Annotated in this window: 18 protein-coding genes and 1 tRNA gene; 6 read left to right on the plus strand and 13 right to left on the minus strand. The window is 67.6% G+C overall.

Features of this window, described 5'->3' with window-relative positions:
* Both FE811_RS20765 and FE811_RS20770 read right to left on the minus strand, forming a co-directional pair.
* Positions 1-1167, minus strand: a 1167-nt coding sequence (locus FE811_RS20765) for a L,D-transpeptidase (protein WP_140848603.1), incomplete at its 3' end; no start/stop codon positions are given.
* Between the two features lie 110 nt (positions 1168-1277).
* Entirely contained in the window at positions 1278-2027 is a 750-nt protein-coding gene (locus tag FE811_RS20770) for a GntR family transcriptional regulator (protein ID WP_072463660.1), read from the minus strand.
* Between the two features lie 277 nt (positions 2028-2304).
* Here FE811_RS20770 and FE811_RS20775 point away from each other — a divergent pair, with 277 nt between their 5' ends.
* The 4 genes from FE811_RS20775 to FE811_RS20790 all read left to right on the plus strand — a co-directional run bounded on the left by FE811_RS20775 (position 2305) and on the right by FE811_RS20790 (position 5865).
* Positions 2305-3480, plus strand: a complete 1176-nt coding sequence (locus tag FE811_RS20775) for an MFS transporter (RefSeq protein ID WP_072463661.1) — start codon at positions 2305-2307, stop codon at positions 3478-3480.
* A 57-nt stretch (positions 3481-3537) separates the two neighbouring features.
* The gene (locus tag FE811_RS20780) at positions 3538-4017 is read left to right on the plus strand and encodes an ureidoglycolate lyase (RefSeq protein ID WP_036760810.1); all 480 of its coding nucleotides are present in this window, start codon (positions 3538-3540) and stop codon (positions 4015-4017) included.
* On the plus strand, positions 4014-4646 hold the full coding sequence (locus FE811_RS20785) for a ribonuclease HII (RefSeq protein ID WP_072463663.1): 633 nt from the start codon (positions 4014-4016) through the stop codon (positions 4644-4646). The genes FE811_RS20780 and FE811_RS20785 overlap by 4 nt, the downstream gene beginning before the upstream one ends.
* 88 nt (positions 4647-4734) lie before the next feature.
* Entirely contained in the window at positions 4735-5865 is a 1131-nt protein-coding gene (locus tag FE811_RS20790; protein WP_072463664.1) for a site-specific DNA-methyltransferase, read from the plus strand.
* 138 nt (positions 5866-6003) lie between these two features.
* Here FE811_RS20790 and FE811_RS20795 read toward each other — a convergent pair whose 3' ends face one another.
* A complete protein-coding gene (locus FE811_RS20795) occupies positions 6004-7140 on the minus strand; it encodes an alkane 1-monooxygenase (RefSeq protein ID WP_140848605.1) in 1137 nt (378 codons plus the stop codon).
* Between the two features lie 58 nt (positions 7141-7198).
* On the minus strand, positions 7199-8209 hold the full coding sequence (locus FE811_RS20800) for an A/G-specific adenine glycosylase (protein WP_116222448.1): 1011 nt from the start codon (positions 8207-8209) through the stop codon (positions 7199-7201).
* A gap of 151 nt (positions 8210-8360) precedes the next feature.
* Here FE811_RS20800 and FE811_RS20805 point away from each other — a divergent pair, with 151 nt between their 5' ends.
* On the plus strand, positions 8361-8936 hold the full coding sequence (locus tag FE811_RS20805; protein WP_244295197.1) for a DUF721 domain-containing protein: 576 nt from the start codon (positions 8361-8363) through the stop codon (positions 8934-8936).
* Entirely contained in the window at positions 8933-9589 is a 657-nt protein-coding gene (locus tag FE811_RS20810; RefSeq protein WP_116222189.1) for a DsbA family protein, read from the plus strand. Before FE811_RS20805 ends, FE811_RS20810 begins: the two co-directional genes overlap by 4 nt.
* Positions 9590-9668: 79 nt before the next feature.
* On the opposite strand, the gene lpxK is transcribed toward FE811_RS20810, so the two are convergent.
* The 9 genes from lpxK to FE811_RS20855 form a co-directional block, all read right to left on the minus strand.
* Entirely contained in the window at positions 9669-10658 is a 990-nt protein-coding gene (lpxK, locus tag FE811_RS20815) for a tetraacyldisaccharide 4'-kinase (RefSeq protein ID WP_116222190.1), read from the minus strand.
* Positions 10655-11887, minus strand: coding sequence for a 3-deoxy-D-manno-octulosonic acid transferase (locus tag FE811_RS20820; protein WP_116222191.1), 1233 nt, complete (start codon positions 11885-11887; stop codon positions 10655-10657). The genes lpxK and FE811_RS20820 overlap by 4 nt, the downstream gene beginning before the upstream one ends.
* Positions 11888-11903: 16 nt before the next feature.
* The gene (locus FE811_RS20825; RefSeq protein ID WP_036760816.1) at positions 11904-12149 is read right to left on the minus strand and encodes a DUF4170 domain-containing protein; all 246 of its coding nucleotides are present in this window, start codon (positions 12147-12149) and stop codon (positions 11904-11906) included.
* Between the two features lie 347 nt (positions 12150-12496).
* Positions 12497-12582: transfer RNA gene (locus FE811_RS20830), tRNA-Leu, on the minus strand.
* An 84-nt stretch (positions 12583-12666) separates the two neighbouring features.
* On the minus strand, positions 12667-13587 hold the full coding sequence (gene rocF / locus FE811_RS20835) for an arginase (RefSeq protein WP_036760757.1): 921 nt from the start codon (positions 13585-13587) through the stop codon (positions 12667-12669).
* Positions 13588-13711: 124 nt separating this feature from the next.
* Entirely contained in the window at positions 13712-15826 is a 2115-nt protein-coding gene (locus FE811_RS20840; protein ID WP_116222192.1) for a TonB-dependent receptor domain-containing protein, read from the minus strand.
* Between the two features lie 192 nt (positions 15827-16018).
* Positions 16019-17737 (minus strand): methionine--tRNA ligase, encoded by a 1719-nt coding sequence (metG, locus tag FE811_RS20845; RefSeq protein ID WP_116222193.1) that lies wholly within the window; start codon positions 17735-17737, stop codon positions 16019-16021.
* A 97-nt stretch (positions 17738-17834) separates the two neighbouring features.
* Positions 17835-18278 carry an NUDIX hydrolase gene (locus FE811_RS20850; RefSeq protein WP_116222194.1) on the minus strand — a complete coding sequence of 148 codons (444 nt, stop codon included), beginning with the start codon at positions 18276-18278 and terminating at the stop codon, positions 17835-17837.
* A 1-nt stretch (position 18279) separates the two neighbouring features.
* Positions 18280-18616: GcrA family cell cycle regulator (locus FE811_RS20855; RefSeq protein ID WP_305034196.1), on the minus strand; the 337-nt coding region annotated here is incomplete at its 5' end.

Here is an 18616-nt window from a genome sequence, read left to right on the forward strand (position 1 = left end):
CCGGTCGCCGCGGGCCGGCGGGCGGGTGCTGGCGATGGCCGCGACCGCCGCCGTCTGCGTCGCCGCCGCCACGGGCGAGATCCCGGTCACATCGGCGATCCGCACGCCGGGGGGCAGGAATTCGACCGTCGTCACCTTGGGCTTGACCATATGCGCCAGCTCCCATGCGTCCCAGTTGGTCAGCCGCACGCAGCCATGCGACTGGTTCAGGAACAGCTGCGACGGGGTCGCGGTTCCGTGGATGCCATAGGTCGGCTCGGACAGGTCGATCCAGACATTGCCGACCGGCGCGTTCGGCCCCGGCGGGATGATCAGCACCCGGTCGTTCTCGCCCTGCTTGAAGTTGCGGTGCGGGTTGTAGGTATAGGTCGGGTTCAGCGCCACCGCATCGACCACGTGGTTGCCATGGGGCGAGGGCGTGTCGGCCGAGCCGACGGTGGCCGGGTAGTCCGCGACCATGTTGCCCTTGGCGTCATAGGCGGCGACGCGGCGGGTTTCCTTGTCCACGATGATGCGGGTGACGCTGGCGCGGATCGGCTTGGCGGGCACGGTGGCATGGATCGTCTCGCCGGGCTGGAAGCGGGCGCCGGGGTTCAGCTTGGCCAGGAACTTCTCGTCCATGTGGAAGCGTTCGGCCAGCTTTTCCAGCACGCTGGTATAGCCCTGCGAACTCATCGCCGCCTTTTCGGCATAATCCGAGGGGATGCGGTCCACCAGGCCGGTCGCGTCCTCTTCGGTGATGGTATAGGCCATGGTCAGCGGCGCGGCGGCATAGCCCTGGAGCAGATCCCAGACCGCGTGATCCATGCGCCCCGTCATCGGCAGGCCCGAGCGGCGCTGGAAGGCCATGATGGCGCTTTCGCTCATGCCGCCGCGCCAGCCGTCCACCACGCCGGGCGAGATGCCGGCGCGGTCCAGCAGGATCTGCACCTTGGCGGTCAGCGCGGATTGGCCCGCGGGCAGGTCGGTGCCGTCATAGACGGCCGCCTCGATCTCGGCCGGTGTGATCGAGGCCAGGGCCCTGGGCTTGGGCGCCGCGACCTGCGCCGAGGTGCCGGAGGCGGGCGCTGCCGTCTGCGCCCAGCCGGCGGAAAGCGGCAGCACAAGGGCGGCCGCGGCCAGCGCGAGATGCGGAAAAAGGCCCGTGCGGGGTCGGGTCGGGAACATGCTCGGAACCGTTCTGTTTGCCTGTGGTCTTTTGCTTTTGTCGGGCACATTTGGCCAAATGTGCCGCGCAAGGCAAGCAAGAGCCGGTCAACTCGGGTTGAACGCCCGGCTCAGATCGTGGCGGCGAAGCGGTGGTGTTGCGGGAAATAGCGCCGCGTCAGCGAAACCGGCATGTTGTTCAGCCAGTCGATCCGTTCGGTGACCAGGACCGGATCGCCCGGCGCCAGTCCCAGCGCCTCGGCCACGAAGCCCGAGCCGGCCAGCGTGGCCCCGATCGCCATGCTGGCGCGGTTGATCGGCACATGGCCCAGCAGCCATTCGCAGGGGCTCATCTGCAACAGCGCCTCGCGGGTCAGGCCGGGGGTGGCGTAGCTGTTGATCCAGCGTTCCTCGCAGCAATAGGGCGCCTCGTCGGCGCTGAACCGGGCCTTGATGCGCAAGAGGCTGTCGTCGGTGCGCAGCAGCATGGCCTGCGCCACATCGGCCGGGGGCGGGCATTCCTGGTAGTCCAGCAGCGCATAGCCATAAGCCTTGCCCGCCGCCTCGATCTCGCGCCGCAGCAGGAAGCGCACCATCTGCACGCGCGGGTGCTGCGCCACGCGGGTGCCGACCTTGCGCCGGCGCTCCAGGACGCCGCTTTGCGCCAGGGTCTGCAGGGCGCGGTTCACGGTGGCGCGGGCGCAGCCGAATTCGGTCGCCAGCTCGGCCTCGGTCGGGATCAGTTCGCCCTCGGGCCAATGGCCGTCGTGGATCCGGGTCAGAACCTCTTCCTGGACGGCCTGCCAGGTCATGTTCCGACGCTTGCGCTCTTGTTGTTCGGCCGAAAGTGCCTGGGCAAGGTGGCGGGGAAGTTCAATCATCTCTGGAATATGTCTTTGCGTCGAGGGGGCGGCAGAACTCGATACGTCTGGATCAAACGGTTCGCGGCACCGAGGCTGCAACAAGGCCGTGCCACATGTCTCGCCCGACCAGAGGCTTAAGTAAACTTATTGGTTTAGTTTTTGAGAGCAAATTCCCGTGAGGGTCAAGGACAATCGCGCCGGCCGGCCGTGTTCCGCCTGCCACGGTTGACATTTTGCCGGCCGGACGGGACAAATCGGGCGATTCTCAAGAGGTGTTGCCGTGTCGGAAGCTTCGATGTTCCGCGGCCAGGGCGTTTCCGCCACGGCCTGGACGGTTCTGGTCGCGATCAGCCTGTGCCACATGATCAACGACATCATGCAGTCCATGCTGGCCGCGATCTATCCGCTGCTGCGCGAGGAATTCGCGCTGTCCTATTGGCAGATCGGCATGATGACCTTTGCCTTCCAGGTCACGGCCTCGCTTTTGCAGCCGGTGGTGGGCATGGTCACGGACCGCAACCCGATGCCGCGTTCGCTGGCCGTCGGCATGGGCTCGACCTTCGTCGGGGTGCTGCTGCTGGCGCTGGCGCATGAATATTGGGTGCTCCTGTCGGGGGCGATGCTGATCGGCATCGGCTCGGCGGTGTTCCATCCCGAAAGCTCGCGCGTGGCCCGCATCGCCTCGGGCGGGCGATTCGGCACGGCGCAGTCGCTGTTCCAGCTGGGCGGCAATTTCGGGGCGGCGCTGGGGCCGCTGCTGGCGGCCTTCATCGTGGTGCCGCTGGGCCGGCCCTCGGTCGCGATCTTCTCGATCGCGGCCATGGCGGGATCGGCGATCCTGTGGCGGATCGGCACTTGGGCCGACGGGCGGCGCAAGGCCGCCTCGGCGCGTCCCGCCGAGGCCCTGCCATTCACCCGCCAGCGGGTGGCGCTGGCCATCGTGGTGCTGGCGCTGCTGACATTCACCAAGAACATCTATACCGCCAGCATTTCCAGCTATTACACCTTCTTCCTGATCGAGAAATTCGGGCTCAGCACCCAGCATGCGCAGGTGATGCTGTTCCTGTTCCTGGGCGGGATGGCGGCGGGCGTCATGCTGGGCGGGCTGGTCGGCGACCGGGTCGGGCCCTTGAAGGTGATCTGGTTCTCGATCCTGGGCATCCTGCCCTTTACCCTGGTGCTGCCGCATGTCGGGCTGGTCGCGACCGGGCTTCTGACCGTGGTGATCGGGGTGATCCTGGCCTCGGCCTTTCCGGCCATCGTGGTCTTTGCCCAGGAGCTGGTGCCGGGGCGGACCGGGATGATCGCCGGCATCTTCTTCGGCTTCGCCTTTGGCATGGGCGGGATCGCCGCGGCGGTGCTGGGGGTGATCGCCGATGCCAGGGGGATCGAATTCGTCTATCAGGTCTGTTCCTATCTGCCGCTGATGGGCCTGCTGACCATCTTCCTGCCGCGGATGGGGCGGTTGTAGAGTTCGGGCCGGGGGCGCTGCCCCCGGACCCCCGGGATATTTGGGCACGAAAGAAACATGACGACGATCAAGGCAAGGCCGATCACGGCCGATGAGTTCGCCCCTTTCGGCGAGTTGCTGACCCCGCGCGAGGCACCCAGCAAGATGATCAACGCCGGTCGCTGCGAGCGCCATCACGCGCTGGCCACGGTCGAGCGCGGCGGGGGTGAGGCGATCATCTCGATCTTCCGGTCCGAGCCGGTGAGCCTGCCCTATGACTGCGCGCTGCTGGAGCGGCATCCCTTGGGCTCGCAGGCCTTCGTGCCGCTGGGGCCCGATCCCTGGCTGTCGATCGTCGCCCCGGACGAGGGCGGGCGGCCGGGTGCGCCCATCGCCTTCCTGGTGCCGGCGGGCATGGGGGTGAATCTGCGCGCCGGGGTCTGGCACGGCGTGCTGACGCCGCTGGACCGGCCGGCCGATTTTCTGGTCGTGGATCGCGAGGGCGGGGGGGTGAACCTGGAGGAGGTCGCGATCGCCCCCGTCACCGTCGAGGCATGAGCCTGCCCGACTATGCCCTGGAGGAGGCCGCGCTGCGCGAGGGCGCGCGGTTCGTCGCCGGCGTCGACGAGGTCGGGCGCGGACCCCTGGCGGGGCCGGTGACGGCGGCGGCGGTGATCCTGGATGTCGCCTGCATTCCCGAGGGGCTCAACGATTCCAAGAAGCTGACGGCGAAGCGCCGCGAAGTGCTGGCCGAGCTGATCATGGCGCGCTGCGACTGGGCCGTCGGCCATGCCAGCGTCGAGGAGATCGACCGGCTGAACATCCTGCGCGCCTCGCACCTGGCGATGTGCCGGGCCATCGCCGGGCTGCGCCGGCGGCCCTGCCTGGTGCTGGTCGACGGCAACATGCTGCCGCGCGAGCTGGACCTGCCGGGGCAGGCCGTGGTCGGCGGCGATGCGCGTTGCCTGTCGATCGCGGCGGCCTCGATCCTGGCCAAACTGTTGCGCGATCGCATCATGGTGGATTTGGCGCAACAGCATCCCGGATACGGCTGGGAGGCGAATGCCGGTTATCCGACCCCGGCGCATCGCCAGGCGCTGCTAGATCTGGGCGTGACCCCATATCATAGGCGCAGCTTTGCCCCGGTCCACAAGATATTGTGTAAAGAAGAAACTGCAAGCTGTTGATTCGAAAAAGAATTTGACGGCGAATCGGCTGTGACTCATTATCGGCCCCAGCAAATCGGCAAACCAATAGCCGAAACCCGAGGCAGTGATGACCAAGCTTGACACCAAATCCCGCGCTGCGGCGCGAACGCTTCCGCTTAACCAGATTCTCGCCGGCGATTGCATCGAGATCATGAACGCGCTGCCCGAGGCCAGCGTCGACCTGATCTTTGCCGACCCGCCCTATAACCTGCAGCTGAAGGGCGAGCTGCACCGGCCGGACAATTCCCGCGTCGATGCGGTGGACGACCATTGGGACCAGTTTTCCGGTTTCGCCGCCTATGACCGCTTTACCCGCGACTGGCTGGCGGCGGCGCGGCGTATCCTCAAGCCCGACGGGGCGATCTGGGTCATCGGCTCGTATCACAACATCTTCCGCGTCGGGGCCGAATTGCAGAACCAGGGCTTCTGGATCCTGAACGACGTGGTCTGGCGCAAGGCCAACCCGATGCCGAATTTCCGCGGCAAGCGGCTGACCAATGCGCATGAGACGATGATCTGGGCCAGCAAGTCCGAGGGCGCGAAATACACCTTCAACTACGAGGCGCTGAAGTCGCTGAACGAGGGCGTGCAGATGCGTTCCGACTGGGTGCTGCCGATCTGCACCGGCGGCGAGCGGCTGAAGGACGCGGAGGGCGCCAAGGCGCATCCGACCCAGAAGCCCGAGGCGCTGCTGCACCGCATCCTGGTCGGGTCCACGAACCCCGGCGACGTGGTGCTGGACCCGTTCTTCGGCACCGGCACCACCGGCGCCGTGGCCAAGATGCTGGGCCGCGACTTCATCGGCATCGAGCGCGAGCAGGCCTATCGCGAGGTGGCCGAAAAGCGCCTTGCCCGCATCCGCAAGTTCGACAGCGAGGCCATCGCCACCATCAAGCCCAAGCGCGCCGAGCCGCGCGTGCCCTTCGGCCAGGTGGTCGAGCGCGGGATGCTGCGGCCGGGCGAGGAGCTTTATTCGCTCAACAACCGCCACAAGGCCAAGGTGCGCGCCGATGGCAGCCTGATCGGCAATGACGTGAAGGGCTCGATCCACCAGGTCGGCGCGGCGCTGGAAGGGGCGCCCAGTTGCAACGGCTGGACCTATTGGCATTTCCGGCGCGAGGGGCGGATGGTGCCCATCGACATCCTGCGCCAGCAGATCCGCGCCGAGATGGAGGCCGAGGAAGGCCGCGCCCACTGAGTTTTCCGCTTTCGCCAAGTCCCGAGGCTCCGCAAGCTCTGGTGCGGCCGGGACCGCCTTGCCCCGTCCTGCGGCATGCCGCCGGGCGGGGCCTTTTCAGCTTTGCCGGAACCGGCGGGGCGGCCTGCGCCGGCGGCGCTAGAGCGCGCCGCGCGGCATCGGCAGCTTGCCGCGGTTATAGGGCTGCCAATCGATGATCTCGGGATAGAATTGCCGCCGCCAGGCCCGGACGCGGGGGTTCATCCGCCGCCGCCACAGGGGCGGGACCATGGCCAGGAAGGTCATGGCCGGATAGCCCATCGGCAATTGCGGCGCCTCTTCCTCGCTATAGTTTTGCAGCAGCGGAAAGCGGCGGTCGGGCTTGTAGTGATGGTCGGAATGGCGTTGCAGGTTGATGAGCAGCCAGTTCGTCGCCGTGTGCGCGCTGTTCCAGCTGTGGCGCGGCAGCACATGTTCATAGCGGCCCTCGCCCAGATGCTTGCGGGTCAGCCCGTAATGTTCGACGTAATTGGTCAGTTCCAGCTGCCAGACGGCGACGAAGGCCTGCCAGAGGAACAGCAAGATCCCCTGCCAGCCGCCAAGCGCCGCCGCCAGGGCCAGCATCGCCAGTTGCAGCGCGCCATAGCGCCAGAACGGGTTGCGGCGGTCGAATTTCGACCGGCCGGCACGGGTCAGCCGCCGCGCCTCGGCCTGCCAGGCGCTTTTCGGGCATTCGGCCAGCACGCGCAGGAAGAAGCGGAAGAACCCTTCGTTGTAGCGGGCCGAAACCGCGTCGCGCGGCGTAGCCACCCAGGAATGATGCACCAGCAGGTGCTCGGTGCGGAAATGCGAATAAAGCGTCGAGGCCAGAAGCAGGTCGCCCATCCAGCGCTCCAGCCAGTTCTTCTGGTGCAGCAATTCATGGGAATAGACGATGCCGATGGTGCCCGAGGCCACGCCGATGCCGAAGAACAGGCCGAGCCTTTCCCAGCCGGTCAGGCCGCTGCGGGCGGAATACCAGATCGCGCCGAAGATCATCGCCGCCTGGATCGGGAACCAGATCACGGTGATGGCGCGATACCAGAACAGCTGCGCCTCGGGTGTTTCGGTGTCGGGATTTTCCTCGTTCAGGCCCAGGATCGCGTCCAACATGGTCATCAGATACCAGGCGTAGAGCGGCATCAGCAGGAACCACCAGCCGCCGAAATATGCGGCGATGAGGAAAAGGGGAACCATGCCCAGCGAAAGCCAGAAGGGCAGGGCGTCGATCAGACGGGAACGAAAAGCGGTTTGCATGGGGGCAACGAAATAATCGGTCTTGATACGGGGCTTGAGCAGCCGGGAGAAATGCGTGTCACGCGGGGGACTGTGGCGGGTTTCGCCATGGCTTGCCACGGCGACCGGTTGTCGCAGACCCGGTTGCGGTTTCGGGGCGGGCAAGCGCCCAGGCCTTGCGCATCAGCCCTGGCAGGGCGGAAGGTCTGAACTCGCTGAACGGTGCCAGACTGCCGCGCTGCGGCGCCGCGGTCAAGGGGGCGGACATCACCGTCAGGTCCAGCGCGAAATGGGTGAAGACATGGCGGACGAGCCCGATCTCCTGCCAGTCCGCGGGCGCCGGGGGCGGCAGGTCCGAGCCGTCCCAGCCCGTCGAGGGAAAGGCCAGCGTGCCGCCCAGCAGGCCCTTGTCCGGCCGGGTCTCGACCAGGACCGCGCCCTCGGCAAAGCCGATCCATACGATGCCGCGGCGCAGGGGCTTGGCCTTCTTCGGCGCCTTGCGCGGCAGGTCCGCGGCGATGCCCTGCGCGCGGGCCGCGCAATGGGGGATGATCGGGCAGATGCCGCAGGCCGGGCTGCGGGGCGTGCAGATGGTCGCGCCCAGGTCCATCATGGCCTGGGCGAAATCGCCCGGCCGCCGGGGCGGGGTCAGGCGGGTGGCCAGCGCGACCAGTTCCGGCTTGGCGGCGGGCAGCGGGGTTTCGACCGCGAAAAGCCGTGCGACCACGCGCTCGACATTGCCGTCCACCACCGTCTCGGGGCGGTCGAAGGCGATGGCGGCGATGGCGGCCGAAGTATAGGCGCCGATGCCGGGCAGGGCCGCCAGCCCCTCGCGCGTATCGGGGAATCCGCCCATGGCCGCGACCGCGCGGGCGCAGGCGACCAGGTTGCGGGCGCGGGCGTAATAGCCAAGCCCGGCCCATTCCGCCATGACCTGCGCATCCTCGGCCGCGGCAAGGTCGTGGACCGTGGGCCAGAGGCTGGTGAACCGCTGGAAATAGGACTTTACCGCGGCGACGGTGGTCTGTTGCAGCATGACCTCGGACAGCCAGACGCGATAGGGGTCGGCCCCGCCGCCGCCTGGCGGCATGCGCCATGGCAGCACGCGGGCGTGGCGGTCGTACCATGCCAGCAGCTCGGTCGGGATCACCCTGGGGTCACGCAATTTTCAGCCTCGTCTCTCTGGTATCCGGGCGCGCCGCGGTCCAGACTGCGCGCCAGATAAACCATATGGTCGCCCGATGGCCCAGAAGAAACCCGAAACCCAGCCCCGCCGCCGGATGCGCGGCTTCGAGGCCGCGGCCCAGCTGGTCGCGCATCGGGTCAAGGTGGTGGGCGAGGGCCGGGGCTTTGCCGCGACCCGGCTGCTGACCCATTGGCCCGAGGTGGTCGGCCCCGAGCTTGCCGCCCATACCCGCCCGGTCAGGATCAGCCATGGCAAGTCCATGGGCGCCACGCTGACGCTGCTGGTGCCGGGGGCGCAGGCGCCGCTGATCGGCATGCAGCTGGAACAGATCCGCGCGCGGGTGAACGCCTGCTACGGCTTCAACGCCGTCTCGCGCATCGTGCTGACCCAGACCGCGCCCGTCGGCTTTGCCGAAGGGGCCGATGCCCAAGGCGCGGAAGGCTTTGCCGAGGGGCAGGCCGCGTTCCTTGCCGCGCCGCGCCGCGCGGCTGCGCCGGGTCCGCAAGACCTCGCCCAGGCCGAGGCCATCGCCTCGGGCTTCGACAATCCCGCGCTGTCCGCCGCCATGCGGCGGCTGGCGCTGAACATCCTGTCCCGCCGGGACGCCAACGACCGAAAGGCCAATCCATGATGCTGCTTCGCCGCTCCCTGATCGCCGCCGCCACGGCCGCGCTGACCCTTTCCGCGCTGCCCGCGATGGCGCAAGAGGCGAAACCCGCCGAGAATGCCGCCGAGCCGGCGCCCGAGGGCAAGGTTCTGCCCGACATCGCGCTGGGCCAGGCCGACGCCCCGGTCACGATCATCGAATATGCCAGCTTCACCTGCAGCCATTGCGCGGTCTTTCATGACGAGAACCTGCCCAGGCTGAAGGCGGAATATGTCGATACCGGCAAGGTGCGCTTCATCCAGCGCGACGTCTATTTCGATGCGGTCGGGCTTTGGGCCGGCATCCTTGCCCGCTGCGGCGGGGACGAGAAATACTATGCCGTCTCGGACCTGATCTTCGACGACCAGAAGAACTGGCTGAACGCGAAATCGGGCGACGAGATCGCGGCGAACCTGCGCAAGATCGGCGCCAAGGCCGGGATGACGACCGAGCAGATGGATGCCTGCTGGAACGACAAGCAGAAGGTCGCGGACCTGGTCACCACCTTCCAGACCCATGCCACCGCCGACCAGGTCGAGGGCACGCCGACCTTCATCATCGCCGGCGAAAAGGTGCAGAACCAGCCCTGGGAAGAGCTGAAGAAGATCATCGACGCCAAGCTGGCCGAGAAAGGCTGAGCGATCTCCGGGCGGCGCGGCCGCGGGAGTATTTGGAGAACGGAGAAAGCGGAAGGCCCCTGACCCGTTTCGGGGCCTTTCACAATCCCAGCGCGGCCAGCCGGTCGGCAAGCGGCGCCGGGTCGTCCAGTTGCAGCCGCACCGGCAGGGCCAGCACCTTGGGCCGGAAGCTGCGCGGCAGCCGCACCGCGTCCTTTTCCGTCGTTACCAGCTGCGCGCCGATCAGCCGCGATTCGGTTTCCAGCCGGGTCAGCAGCTGCGGCGTGAAGGGCTGGTGGTCCTCCAGCGCCTCGGCGCGGGCCACCTCGGCGCCCAAGTCGCGCAAGGTGGCGAAGAATTTCTCGGGATGGCCGATGCCGGCAAAGGCCAGCACGCGCTGGCCCTGCCAGTCCATGCCGGTCTGCAGGGGCGCAAGCCGGCCGGTCAGGTGCGGCAGGGACAGATGCGTCCCCCAGGCCGCGGCGAATTGCGCCTGGGCCGGGGCCTCGCCGATCGAAAGCAGCAGGTCGGCGCGGGCGAGGCCGCGTTCCACCGGCTCGCGCAGCGGCCCCGCGGGCAGGCAAAGCCCGTTGCCGAAGCCCTTGGCCGCATCGACCACCACCAGCGCCAGGTCATGGGCCAGCGCCGGGTCCTGGAAGCCGTCGTCGAGCAGGATCGCCTGCGCCCCGGCCTCGACCGCCGCCCTTGCGCCCGCCTGCCGGTCGTCCGCGACCCAGACCGGGGCGAAGGCGGCCATCAGCAGCGGCTCGTCGCCGACCTCGGCCGCCTTGTGGCCCGATTCCTCGACCCGCAGCGGTCCCTTTTCGCTGCCGCCATAGCCGCGCGAGACCACATGCACGGCAACGCCGCGGTCCTGCAAGAGCTGGGCCAGCATGATGGCGGTGGGCGTCTTGCCGGTGCCGCCGGCGTTCAGGTTGCCGATGCAGATCACCGGCACCCCCGGCCGCGTGCGTGGCCCCCGCGCCAGGCGGCGGGCGGTGGCCGCGGCGTAAAGCGCGCCCAGCGGCGCCAGCAGCCGCGCCTTGAGCCCCGGCGGCCGGAACCAGAAATCGGGGGCGCGGCGGCTCATTGCGGGTTCTCCATGGCCTCGAGGACGGTATCGGCGATGCGGCCCAGGACGGCGGCGCCGCCGGTGCTGACCGACCAGGCGTTGCCGGCCAGCATCGCCGCCTGATCCGGCGCCGAGAGATCTGCGACCGCGCGCGTCAGCCCGGCCGCCTCGGTCACCAGCCGCGCGGCCGAGGCCCCGTCGAGCTGCGTCCATTCCGGGCCATGCGCCTCGGTAAGCGGGCCGTGGATGATGGCCGAGCCAAGCGCCGCCGGCTCGAACGGGTGGCGCGGCGCCAGGCCCGGACCGGGCAGAAGCGTGCCGCCCATGAAGCAGACCGGCGCCAGCCGATACCACAGGCCCATCTCCTGCGTGTCCTCGGCGATCAGCACGTGATCGTCGGGCGAGGGGTCTTCGTCGTCCGAGCGCAGCACGGCGGCCAGGCCAAGCGCCTCGACCTCGGCCCGGACCTGGGGGATCGTCTCGGCCGGCAGCCCGGCCAGGATCAGCAAGGCGCGGTGGTTGTGGTGCAGCGCGGCCTGGTGCGCGGCCAGCGCCGCCTTCGCCTCGGGCAGCGTGGGACAGGCCGCCAGCCAGATGTGGCGGCCGGCCAGGATCTGGGCCAGTGCGCGCCGCTCTGCCTCGTTGGCGGCCAAGGGCGGCCGTGTCTCGGTGATCGGGCCGGTCAGCTCGATCCGGCCGGGCGGGGCGCCCAATTGCCGGGCGGCGGCGGCGGCGGTCGGGTCGGGGGCGAGGATGCGGGCGATCTTGCCCATCAGCCCGCGATTGACCGCGCCGCGCCACGATCCGCGCCGGGCATGGGCCACGAGCCGCGCCTCGCACAGGATGACCGGCAGGTTCTGCTCGGCCGCGCCCGAGATCAGCGCGGCCGGAAGCTGGTCGCCCAGGACCAGCAGCGCCCGCGGCTGCAGCGCCCGGATCACCTCGCGCACCGCGGCCGGATCCTGCGGCCGGGGCAGGGTCACGGCGCGCAGCCCGGCAGGCAGGGTGTCCGGGGCCAAGGGCGCGCCGAGGAAGGCGAAGCGCAGCCCCGGCCGCCGGGCCAGCAGCGCCCTGACCAGCGCGCCCGGCTGCGGCGGCTCTTCGGCCTGTTCCGCCAGATGCACCATGACCAGCGGCCCCTCGCCCGGCGGGGCCTCGGGGAGTTCGACCGGGCCGCCGGCCAGCGCCGCGCGGCGGCGCAGGTGCAGCCAAAGCGCCAGGGACGCGGTTGCATCGGCGGGAAGCATCGCGATTCGCGGGGGCCTAGCTGCCCAGTTCCTCGGTCGGGCTGACCTCGCGCTCTTCGTCGCGCAGCCGGTGCAGGTGGGCGATGAAATAGCGGGTATGGGCGCTGTCTACGGTGCGTTGCGCCTCGGCCTTCCAGGCGGCATGGGCCTGGGCGTAGTCCGGGAAGATGCCGACGATATGGATGTCCCTGGTGTCGCGGAACTCGGTGCGGGTGGGATCGACAAGTTCACCACCGAAAACGAGGTGGAGGCGCTGTGCCATCATGTTCTCCTGGGTTCGGATTCCGGCGCGAACCTAGCCGAGCCGGGCGGGGGAACCAAGGCGATTTGTTTAAAATCGCGCGCGGTTGGCGTTTGCCGCGAAAGGGCCGCCGGGGTAGGGATGGCATGCGGTGCAAGCGGCACCCCCGGACAGGCCCGAGCGTGGTGGTAAGGGCCTTTCGGGCGGCAGGGAAAGGCGAACCGGTGCGCTTTTCCTTGCCCCTTTTCGAGGGCCAGGCGGCGGCTGGTGCTGGCAAAGGATATGCCACCGGCAGGGGCCGGAAGGGATTGGTGGTGCGGATCAGGTTATAGGCTGCCGGACCATGGGGGGAAGGATATGCGGGAATATGGTGCGGGCGGCGGGACTCGAACCCGCACAGGCTTGCGCCCCAGGGAGTTTAAGTCCCATGCGTCTACCATTCCGCCACGCCCGCGCCGGGGAATTGGCTAGCGGGCGGGCGGGGGATTGGCAAGCCTCCGTCGCGGCGGGGGCGCGGCGGGGGCCGCAGGTTGCGGGCTCAGAAGCTGCGGGTCGGCCGGTCGAAGACCTTGCGCCCCATCAGCGAGCCGACCAGGTCCACCATCAGCTTGGCGGTGCGGCCGCGCTCGTCCAGGAACGGGTTCAACTCGACCAGGTCGAGCGAGGTCATCAGCCCGCTTTCGTGCAGCAGTTCGCAGACCAGATGCGCCTCGCGGAAGGTGGCGCCGCCGGGGACGGTGGTGCCAACGGCCGGCGCGATCGAGGGGTCGAGGAAATCCACGTCCAGGCTGACATGCAGCATGCCGTTTTCGGCCCGGACCCGGTCCAGGAATTCGCGCAGGGGCGCAATGATGCCGCGTTCGTCCAGCACGCGCATGTCGTTCACGACGATCTCGGTCTCGCGCAGCGCGGCCAGCTCGGGGCCGTCCACGCTGCGGATGCCGAACATGCAGATGTTGCGGCCTGGGATCGGCGCGGGAAAGGCGGGGAAGGGTTCGAATCCCGGCCGCCCCGAGGCATAGGCCAGCGGCGTGCCGTGCAGGTTGCCCGAGCCCGTGGTCTCGATGGTATGGAAATCGCTATGCGCGTCCAGCCACAGCACGAATTGCGGCCTCCCCGCCGCGCGGGCATGGGCCGCCACCCCGGCGAGCGTGCCAAGGGCCAGCGCGTGGTCGCCGCCCAGGAAGATCGGCATCCCCTCTTCCATCGCGGCGCAGCCGGCGGCGCGCAGCGCCTCGGTCCAGGCGACGATCTCGGGCAGGTGATGCACGGCGGGATTGGCGCAGGTCTGGCCGCGGCCGGCGGCGGGAAAAAGGTCGCCGCGATCCTCGACCGTATGGCCCAGCTCGGCAAGCGTCGAGGCCAGCCCCGCTACGCGATAGGCGGCCGGGCCCATCAGGCAGCCGGGCCGCCGCTGCCCCTCGTCCACCGGGGCGCCGATCAGGATGCAATGGGTCATGCTTCTCTCCGCTAGGCTGGGTTGCAGAGGCATCATGCGTTGCCACGGCCCAAGGTTCCATATCGTCGGAAAGAAAAGGCCGCCCTTTCCGGGGCGGCCTTGGGTTTTTGTGCAGTCTATCGGATCAGAAGCGAGTGGTGATGCCCAGCGTGAACAGACGTCCGTTTTCGCGATAGGACACGTCCGTTTCGGGTTGGTCATTGAACAGGTTGTCGATGCCGACATTCAGCGTGGCCATATCGTTGAGGTCATAGGCCGCAGCCACGTTGACCAGATAATAGGCCTTGCTGTTCTGGCCTGCCGGGACCGAAGCCTGCTCGCCCGAGCCGACCACAAGACCTTCCTCGACGACATAACCAGCTTGCTTGCCGACATAGGTCACTTCACCCGACAGATTGAGGCGGTCGTTCGCCTGCCAGGCCAGGCCCGTGGTGATGTTCCACTTAGGCGTGGTGGCCATTGGATAGGCCGTGTCGAAATCGCCATATTTGAACTCGGACTTGGCGATATAGGTGCCCGAAGTGATCCAGGTCAGGTCGTTGGTAATGTCGTAATCTAGGCCGAACTCGACCCCGGCGGTCTTGCCGTAGTCGAAGTTGTCGCGCTGAAACAGAGCTCTGTCGGTCGGATCATTGGGATCGTCTGCGCGGATTCTGCGGGCGCTGATCATGTCTTCCACGTCGTTGTAGAAGGCCGTGATTTCCCAGCTGCTGCGCTCGCCCTGATAATTCAGCCCGATCTCGAAGTTGTCCGAGGTTTCGGGCTGAAGGTTGGGGTTGCCGATGATCGTGCAAGGCCCGCGATAGGGTTTGCAGCCATTTCCGTTCGAACCCATTTCATAATTGGGATTCAGGTTGCGGAGGTCTGGGGCAACGAAAGCCTGTGAATAGCCACCTTTCAGCATCAGCCCGTTACCAAAATCGTAATTTGCATAGATGCGCGGCGTGATATGGGTGCCAAAGCGCTCGTGATGGTCCACGCGCATGCCGGTGGTCAGGCTAAGTGCGTTGGTCGCTTGCAGACGGGCTTCGGCATAAAGCGCCGCAGTATTGACCGAGCCTTCGATCAAAGAAGCCGATGTCTGCGGGTCGCTCAGCTTTTCATGTGCAACCAGACCGCCGATGGTATAGTCGAGTTGCCGGCCAGTCAGGCTGGTCTGCGAGGTATAGCGGCTTTCCAGGATGGTCGTGTCATAATCAATAGCGTCGTTCCACGACCCGCTCGTCGAGTTCCAGGACTCGTTGCCCGATGTTTCGTAGCGAAGGTAGCTGGAAAGATGTCCTTGGCCCAGCTGCCATTCGTTGGTCAGGCCGATGCTTTTCTTGGTTACCTTGTTGGTGTCATGTGCTCCCGCATCGCCCAGGTAGTTGTCAACCGAAGCTTGGGTTTCTGCGCCCCATTCCACTCCTTCTTGCGGAAGCCACGTCAGCCGTGCGCCAAGTGTTTTCGTACGGGTTCCGTTTGAAGTATAAAGCGGAGTAAGCACGTTGTCGCGACCTACGGAATATCCATAAGGCTCGTCCGGCGCTTCGATTTCCGCCAGCTTCCCCCAGGCCGAGAGGTTGAGGTTTTGGCCCAGCGGACCCGAAATGAAGCCCGTGACCGAGCGGCTGTCGGCGGTGCTGTTTTCGTCCGCGAAAGCGAAATCGGTGGTCAGCGAGCCCGACCAGGTATCGGTCGCCTTCTTCGTGATGATATTGATAACGCCGCCCATCGCGTCCGAACCATAAAGGGTGGACATGGGGCCGCGCACCACCTCGATGCGCTCGATCGCATCCAGCGGCACGATTTGGAGGTCGCCCTGATAATGACGCGCAAAGGTGTTGCGGCTGCTGATGCGCTTGCCGTCGATCAGGGTCAGCGTGCGGCTGGAGGACAGGCCGCGGAACGACACCTGGGAATTGCCGTCGTTGCCTCGGGTCAGGTTAAGGCCGGGAACGGTACGCAGCACGTCCTTGAGATCGCGCGCGCCCTTGGCCTGGATGTCGCTTTGGTCGATGACGGTGATGGAGGCGGGGGCATCCTGGATCGAGGTCGCGATCGACGAGGCCGAAGTCACGAGGACCACGGTGTCCAGAACAACTTCCTCGGTCTCTGCCTGTGCCACCGCGATTGCGGGGGCGGTGAGTGCGGTCAGGCCAATCAGCAGGCCGGCGAGCCGTCCAGTCGGGGGCAAGGCCGCGCGAATGTTGCGGTTATCGCACACGCGGGCAGGGGAGTTCGTTTGATAGGACGGCATCGTCACCTCTCGACAACAGGAACGGTTTTTTGCCTGGGCCGAGAGGGCAAGGGGGATCGCCATGACCTGGGTAACTGCGGGCGATTAACTAGCCGCCATACCACGGGACAAGACGTCAGCCCGCCCGTGGAAAGGTTTGTGGCATGAATGCAACAAGCCTACGGCATTTTGTCGCAGGCTGTCGGGGTGATTTCAGCCGCGGATGCCCTTGAAGCGGTCCTGCCATTCGTCGCGGCTTTCGTCGCTGATCTTGGCGAACAGCACCTCGGGCACGGTGAAGGCGTGGCCGGCGGGCAGGGCCTCGAGCGCGGCGCGGACATCGTCCGGCCAGGTGCGGTCCTGGGTCCGCATCGCCGCCAGCATCGCATCGGCCGCAAAGGGGATGAAGGGCGCCGACAGCACCGCGTAAAGCCGGATCAGGTTCAGCCCCAGCCGCACCTGCATCGCCGCGCGGTCGGGGTCGGTCTTGAAGGTCGACCAGGGCGCCGCCGATTGCAGGTATTCGTTGCCCAGAACCCAGATCGTCCGCAGCTCGGCCGCCGACTTGCGGACCTCGACATGGTCCATGAAGCCTTCATAGGCGCGGACGCGGGCGGTCAGCGCCTCGACCAGCGCCTCTTCCTCGGGGCCGTAGCTGCCGCCTTCGGGGATGGTCTCGCCGAATTTCGAGCGGCAGAACTTGGTGATGCGGCTGACGAAATTGCCCAGCACGTCGGCCAGATCCTTGTTCACCGACTGCTGGAAATTCTCCCAGGTGAACTCGCTGTCGCCCGATTCGGGGGCGTGGGACAGAAGCCACCAGCGCCAGTAGTCGGCGGGCAGGATCGACAGCGCCTGGTCCATGAACACGCCGCGCCCCTGCGAGGTGCTGAACTGGCCGCCGTCATAGGTCAGGTAGTTGAAGCTTTTGATGTAATCGACCAGCTTCCAGGGCTCGCCCGAGCCGATGATCGTGGCCGGGAAGGACAGGGTGTGGAAGGGCACGTTGTCCTTGCCCATGAACTGGGTATAGGTCACGTCCCCGGCGCCCTCGTCCAGGCGCCACCAGCGGCGCCAGGCGCTGTCGGGCTGGCCGCGCTTGTCGGCGCCCTCGGCGGTGGCGGCGATGTATTCGATGGGCGCGTCGAACCAGACGTAGAAGACCTTGCCCTCCATCCCCGGCCAGGGCTTGTCGCCCTTTTTCACCGGGATGCCCCAGTCGAGGTCGCGGGTGATGCCGCGGTCCTGCAGGCCGTCGCCGTCGTTCAGCCATTTCTTGGCGATCGAGGTGGTCAGGATCGGCCAGTCGGTCTTGCTGTCGATCCAGGTCGCGATCTGGTCCTTCAGCGCGCGCTGGCGCAGGTAGAGGTGCTTGGTCGCCCGCACCTCCAGGTTGGTCGAGCCGGAAATGGCCGAGCGCGGCTCGATCAGGTCGGTCGGGTCCAGCTGCTTGGTGCAGTTCTCGCACTGGTCGCCGCGGGCCTTGTCATAGCCGCAGTTGGGGCAGGTGCCCTCGATATAGCGGTCGGGCAGGAAGCGGCCGTCGTCGATGGAATAGACCTGCCGCTCCTCGACCTCGGCGATATAGCCGTTCTCGTCCAGCTTGCCGGCGAAATGCTGGGTCAGCACGTGGTTGCGTTCCGAGGACGAGCGGCCGAAATGGTCGAAGGACAGGCCGAAGTTGCGCGCGATTTCCGCCTGGATCTCGTGCATCTCGGCGCAATAGACGGCGACGGGCTTGCCGGCCTTGGCGGCGGCAAGTTCGGCCGGGGTGCCGTGTTCGTCGGTGGCGCAGATGAACATCACCTCGTGGTCGCGGCCCCGCAGGTAGCGGGCATAGAGATCCGCCGGAAGCTGCGAGCCGACGAGATTGCCGAGGTGCTTGATCCCGTTGATGTAAGGGATCGCCGAGGTGATGAGATGCCGCGCCATGATCCGGTCCTGTTGTTCACTGGCGCTTCTTTATCCAGCACCGGCGGCGAAGGCCAGCGGTTCGCACGGTTTTCGCCGCGGGCCGGGCCGCGCGGGGTCAGCAGGAGGCGTCCCGGTAGGCCAGCGCCTTGCGGATGACATCGGGCACGCTGGCGCTGAGCGGCAGGCGGCCGGCCAGGATGTCGCCCACCGCCACCCAGCGCGCGTCCAGCGCATCGTCCGCCGCCACCGGCTCGCCCGCGACATGGTCGCACAGCACCGCCGCCAGCAGGAAGTGAAAGCGCAGCGCGCCATCCGCGCCGCGCTCGATCACGTCGATATTGTCCAGATAGGCACGCGGCCGGCCGGTGACGCCGGTTTCCTCGGCCAGCTCGCGCACGGCGGCGTCAAGCGCGGTCTCGCCCGGCTCGACATGGCCGCCGGGAAAGCCCCAGAGCCCGGCGTCGGGCGGGTTGCGGCGGCGCACCAGCAGCGCGCGGGCCGCGTCGCCGCAGCCGTCCAGCGTGACGGCCAGCGCGGCGAGCCGGGGGAAATCGGGCACCTCAGCGACGACGGTCGCGGCGCGAGCTCATCGGCTGGAAGGCCACGCCGACATGCGCCTCGCAATAGGGCTTGCCGGGCATCGAGGGCAGGCCGCAGAACCAGAACTTGTCGGTCGCCGGGTCGCCGATCGGCCATTTGCAGGTGCGCTCGGTCAGCTCCATCAGTGTCAGCTTGCGGGCGCGCTTCTCGACCTCGCGGACCGAGGCCAGCGCCTCGGGGCTGATCTCGTTGGCCGAGGGTTGCGGCGGCAGCGGCTGGCCGGCCGGCACGATGGGCCGGCGGTTGAAGCTGGCCGGCTGCGGCGCGGGTTCGGGTGCCGGCTCGGGCGCGGGGGCG

Origin of the sequence: Paracoccus sp. FO-3, from assembly GCF_006386455.1 — a bacterium.
GTDB lineage: Bacteria > Pseudomonadota > Alphaproteobacteria > Rhodobacterales > Rhodobacteraceae > Paracoccus > Paracoccus versutus.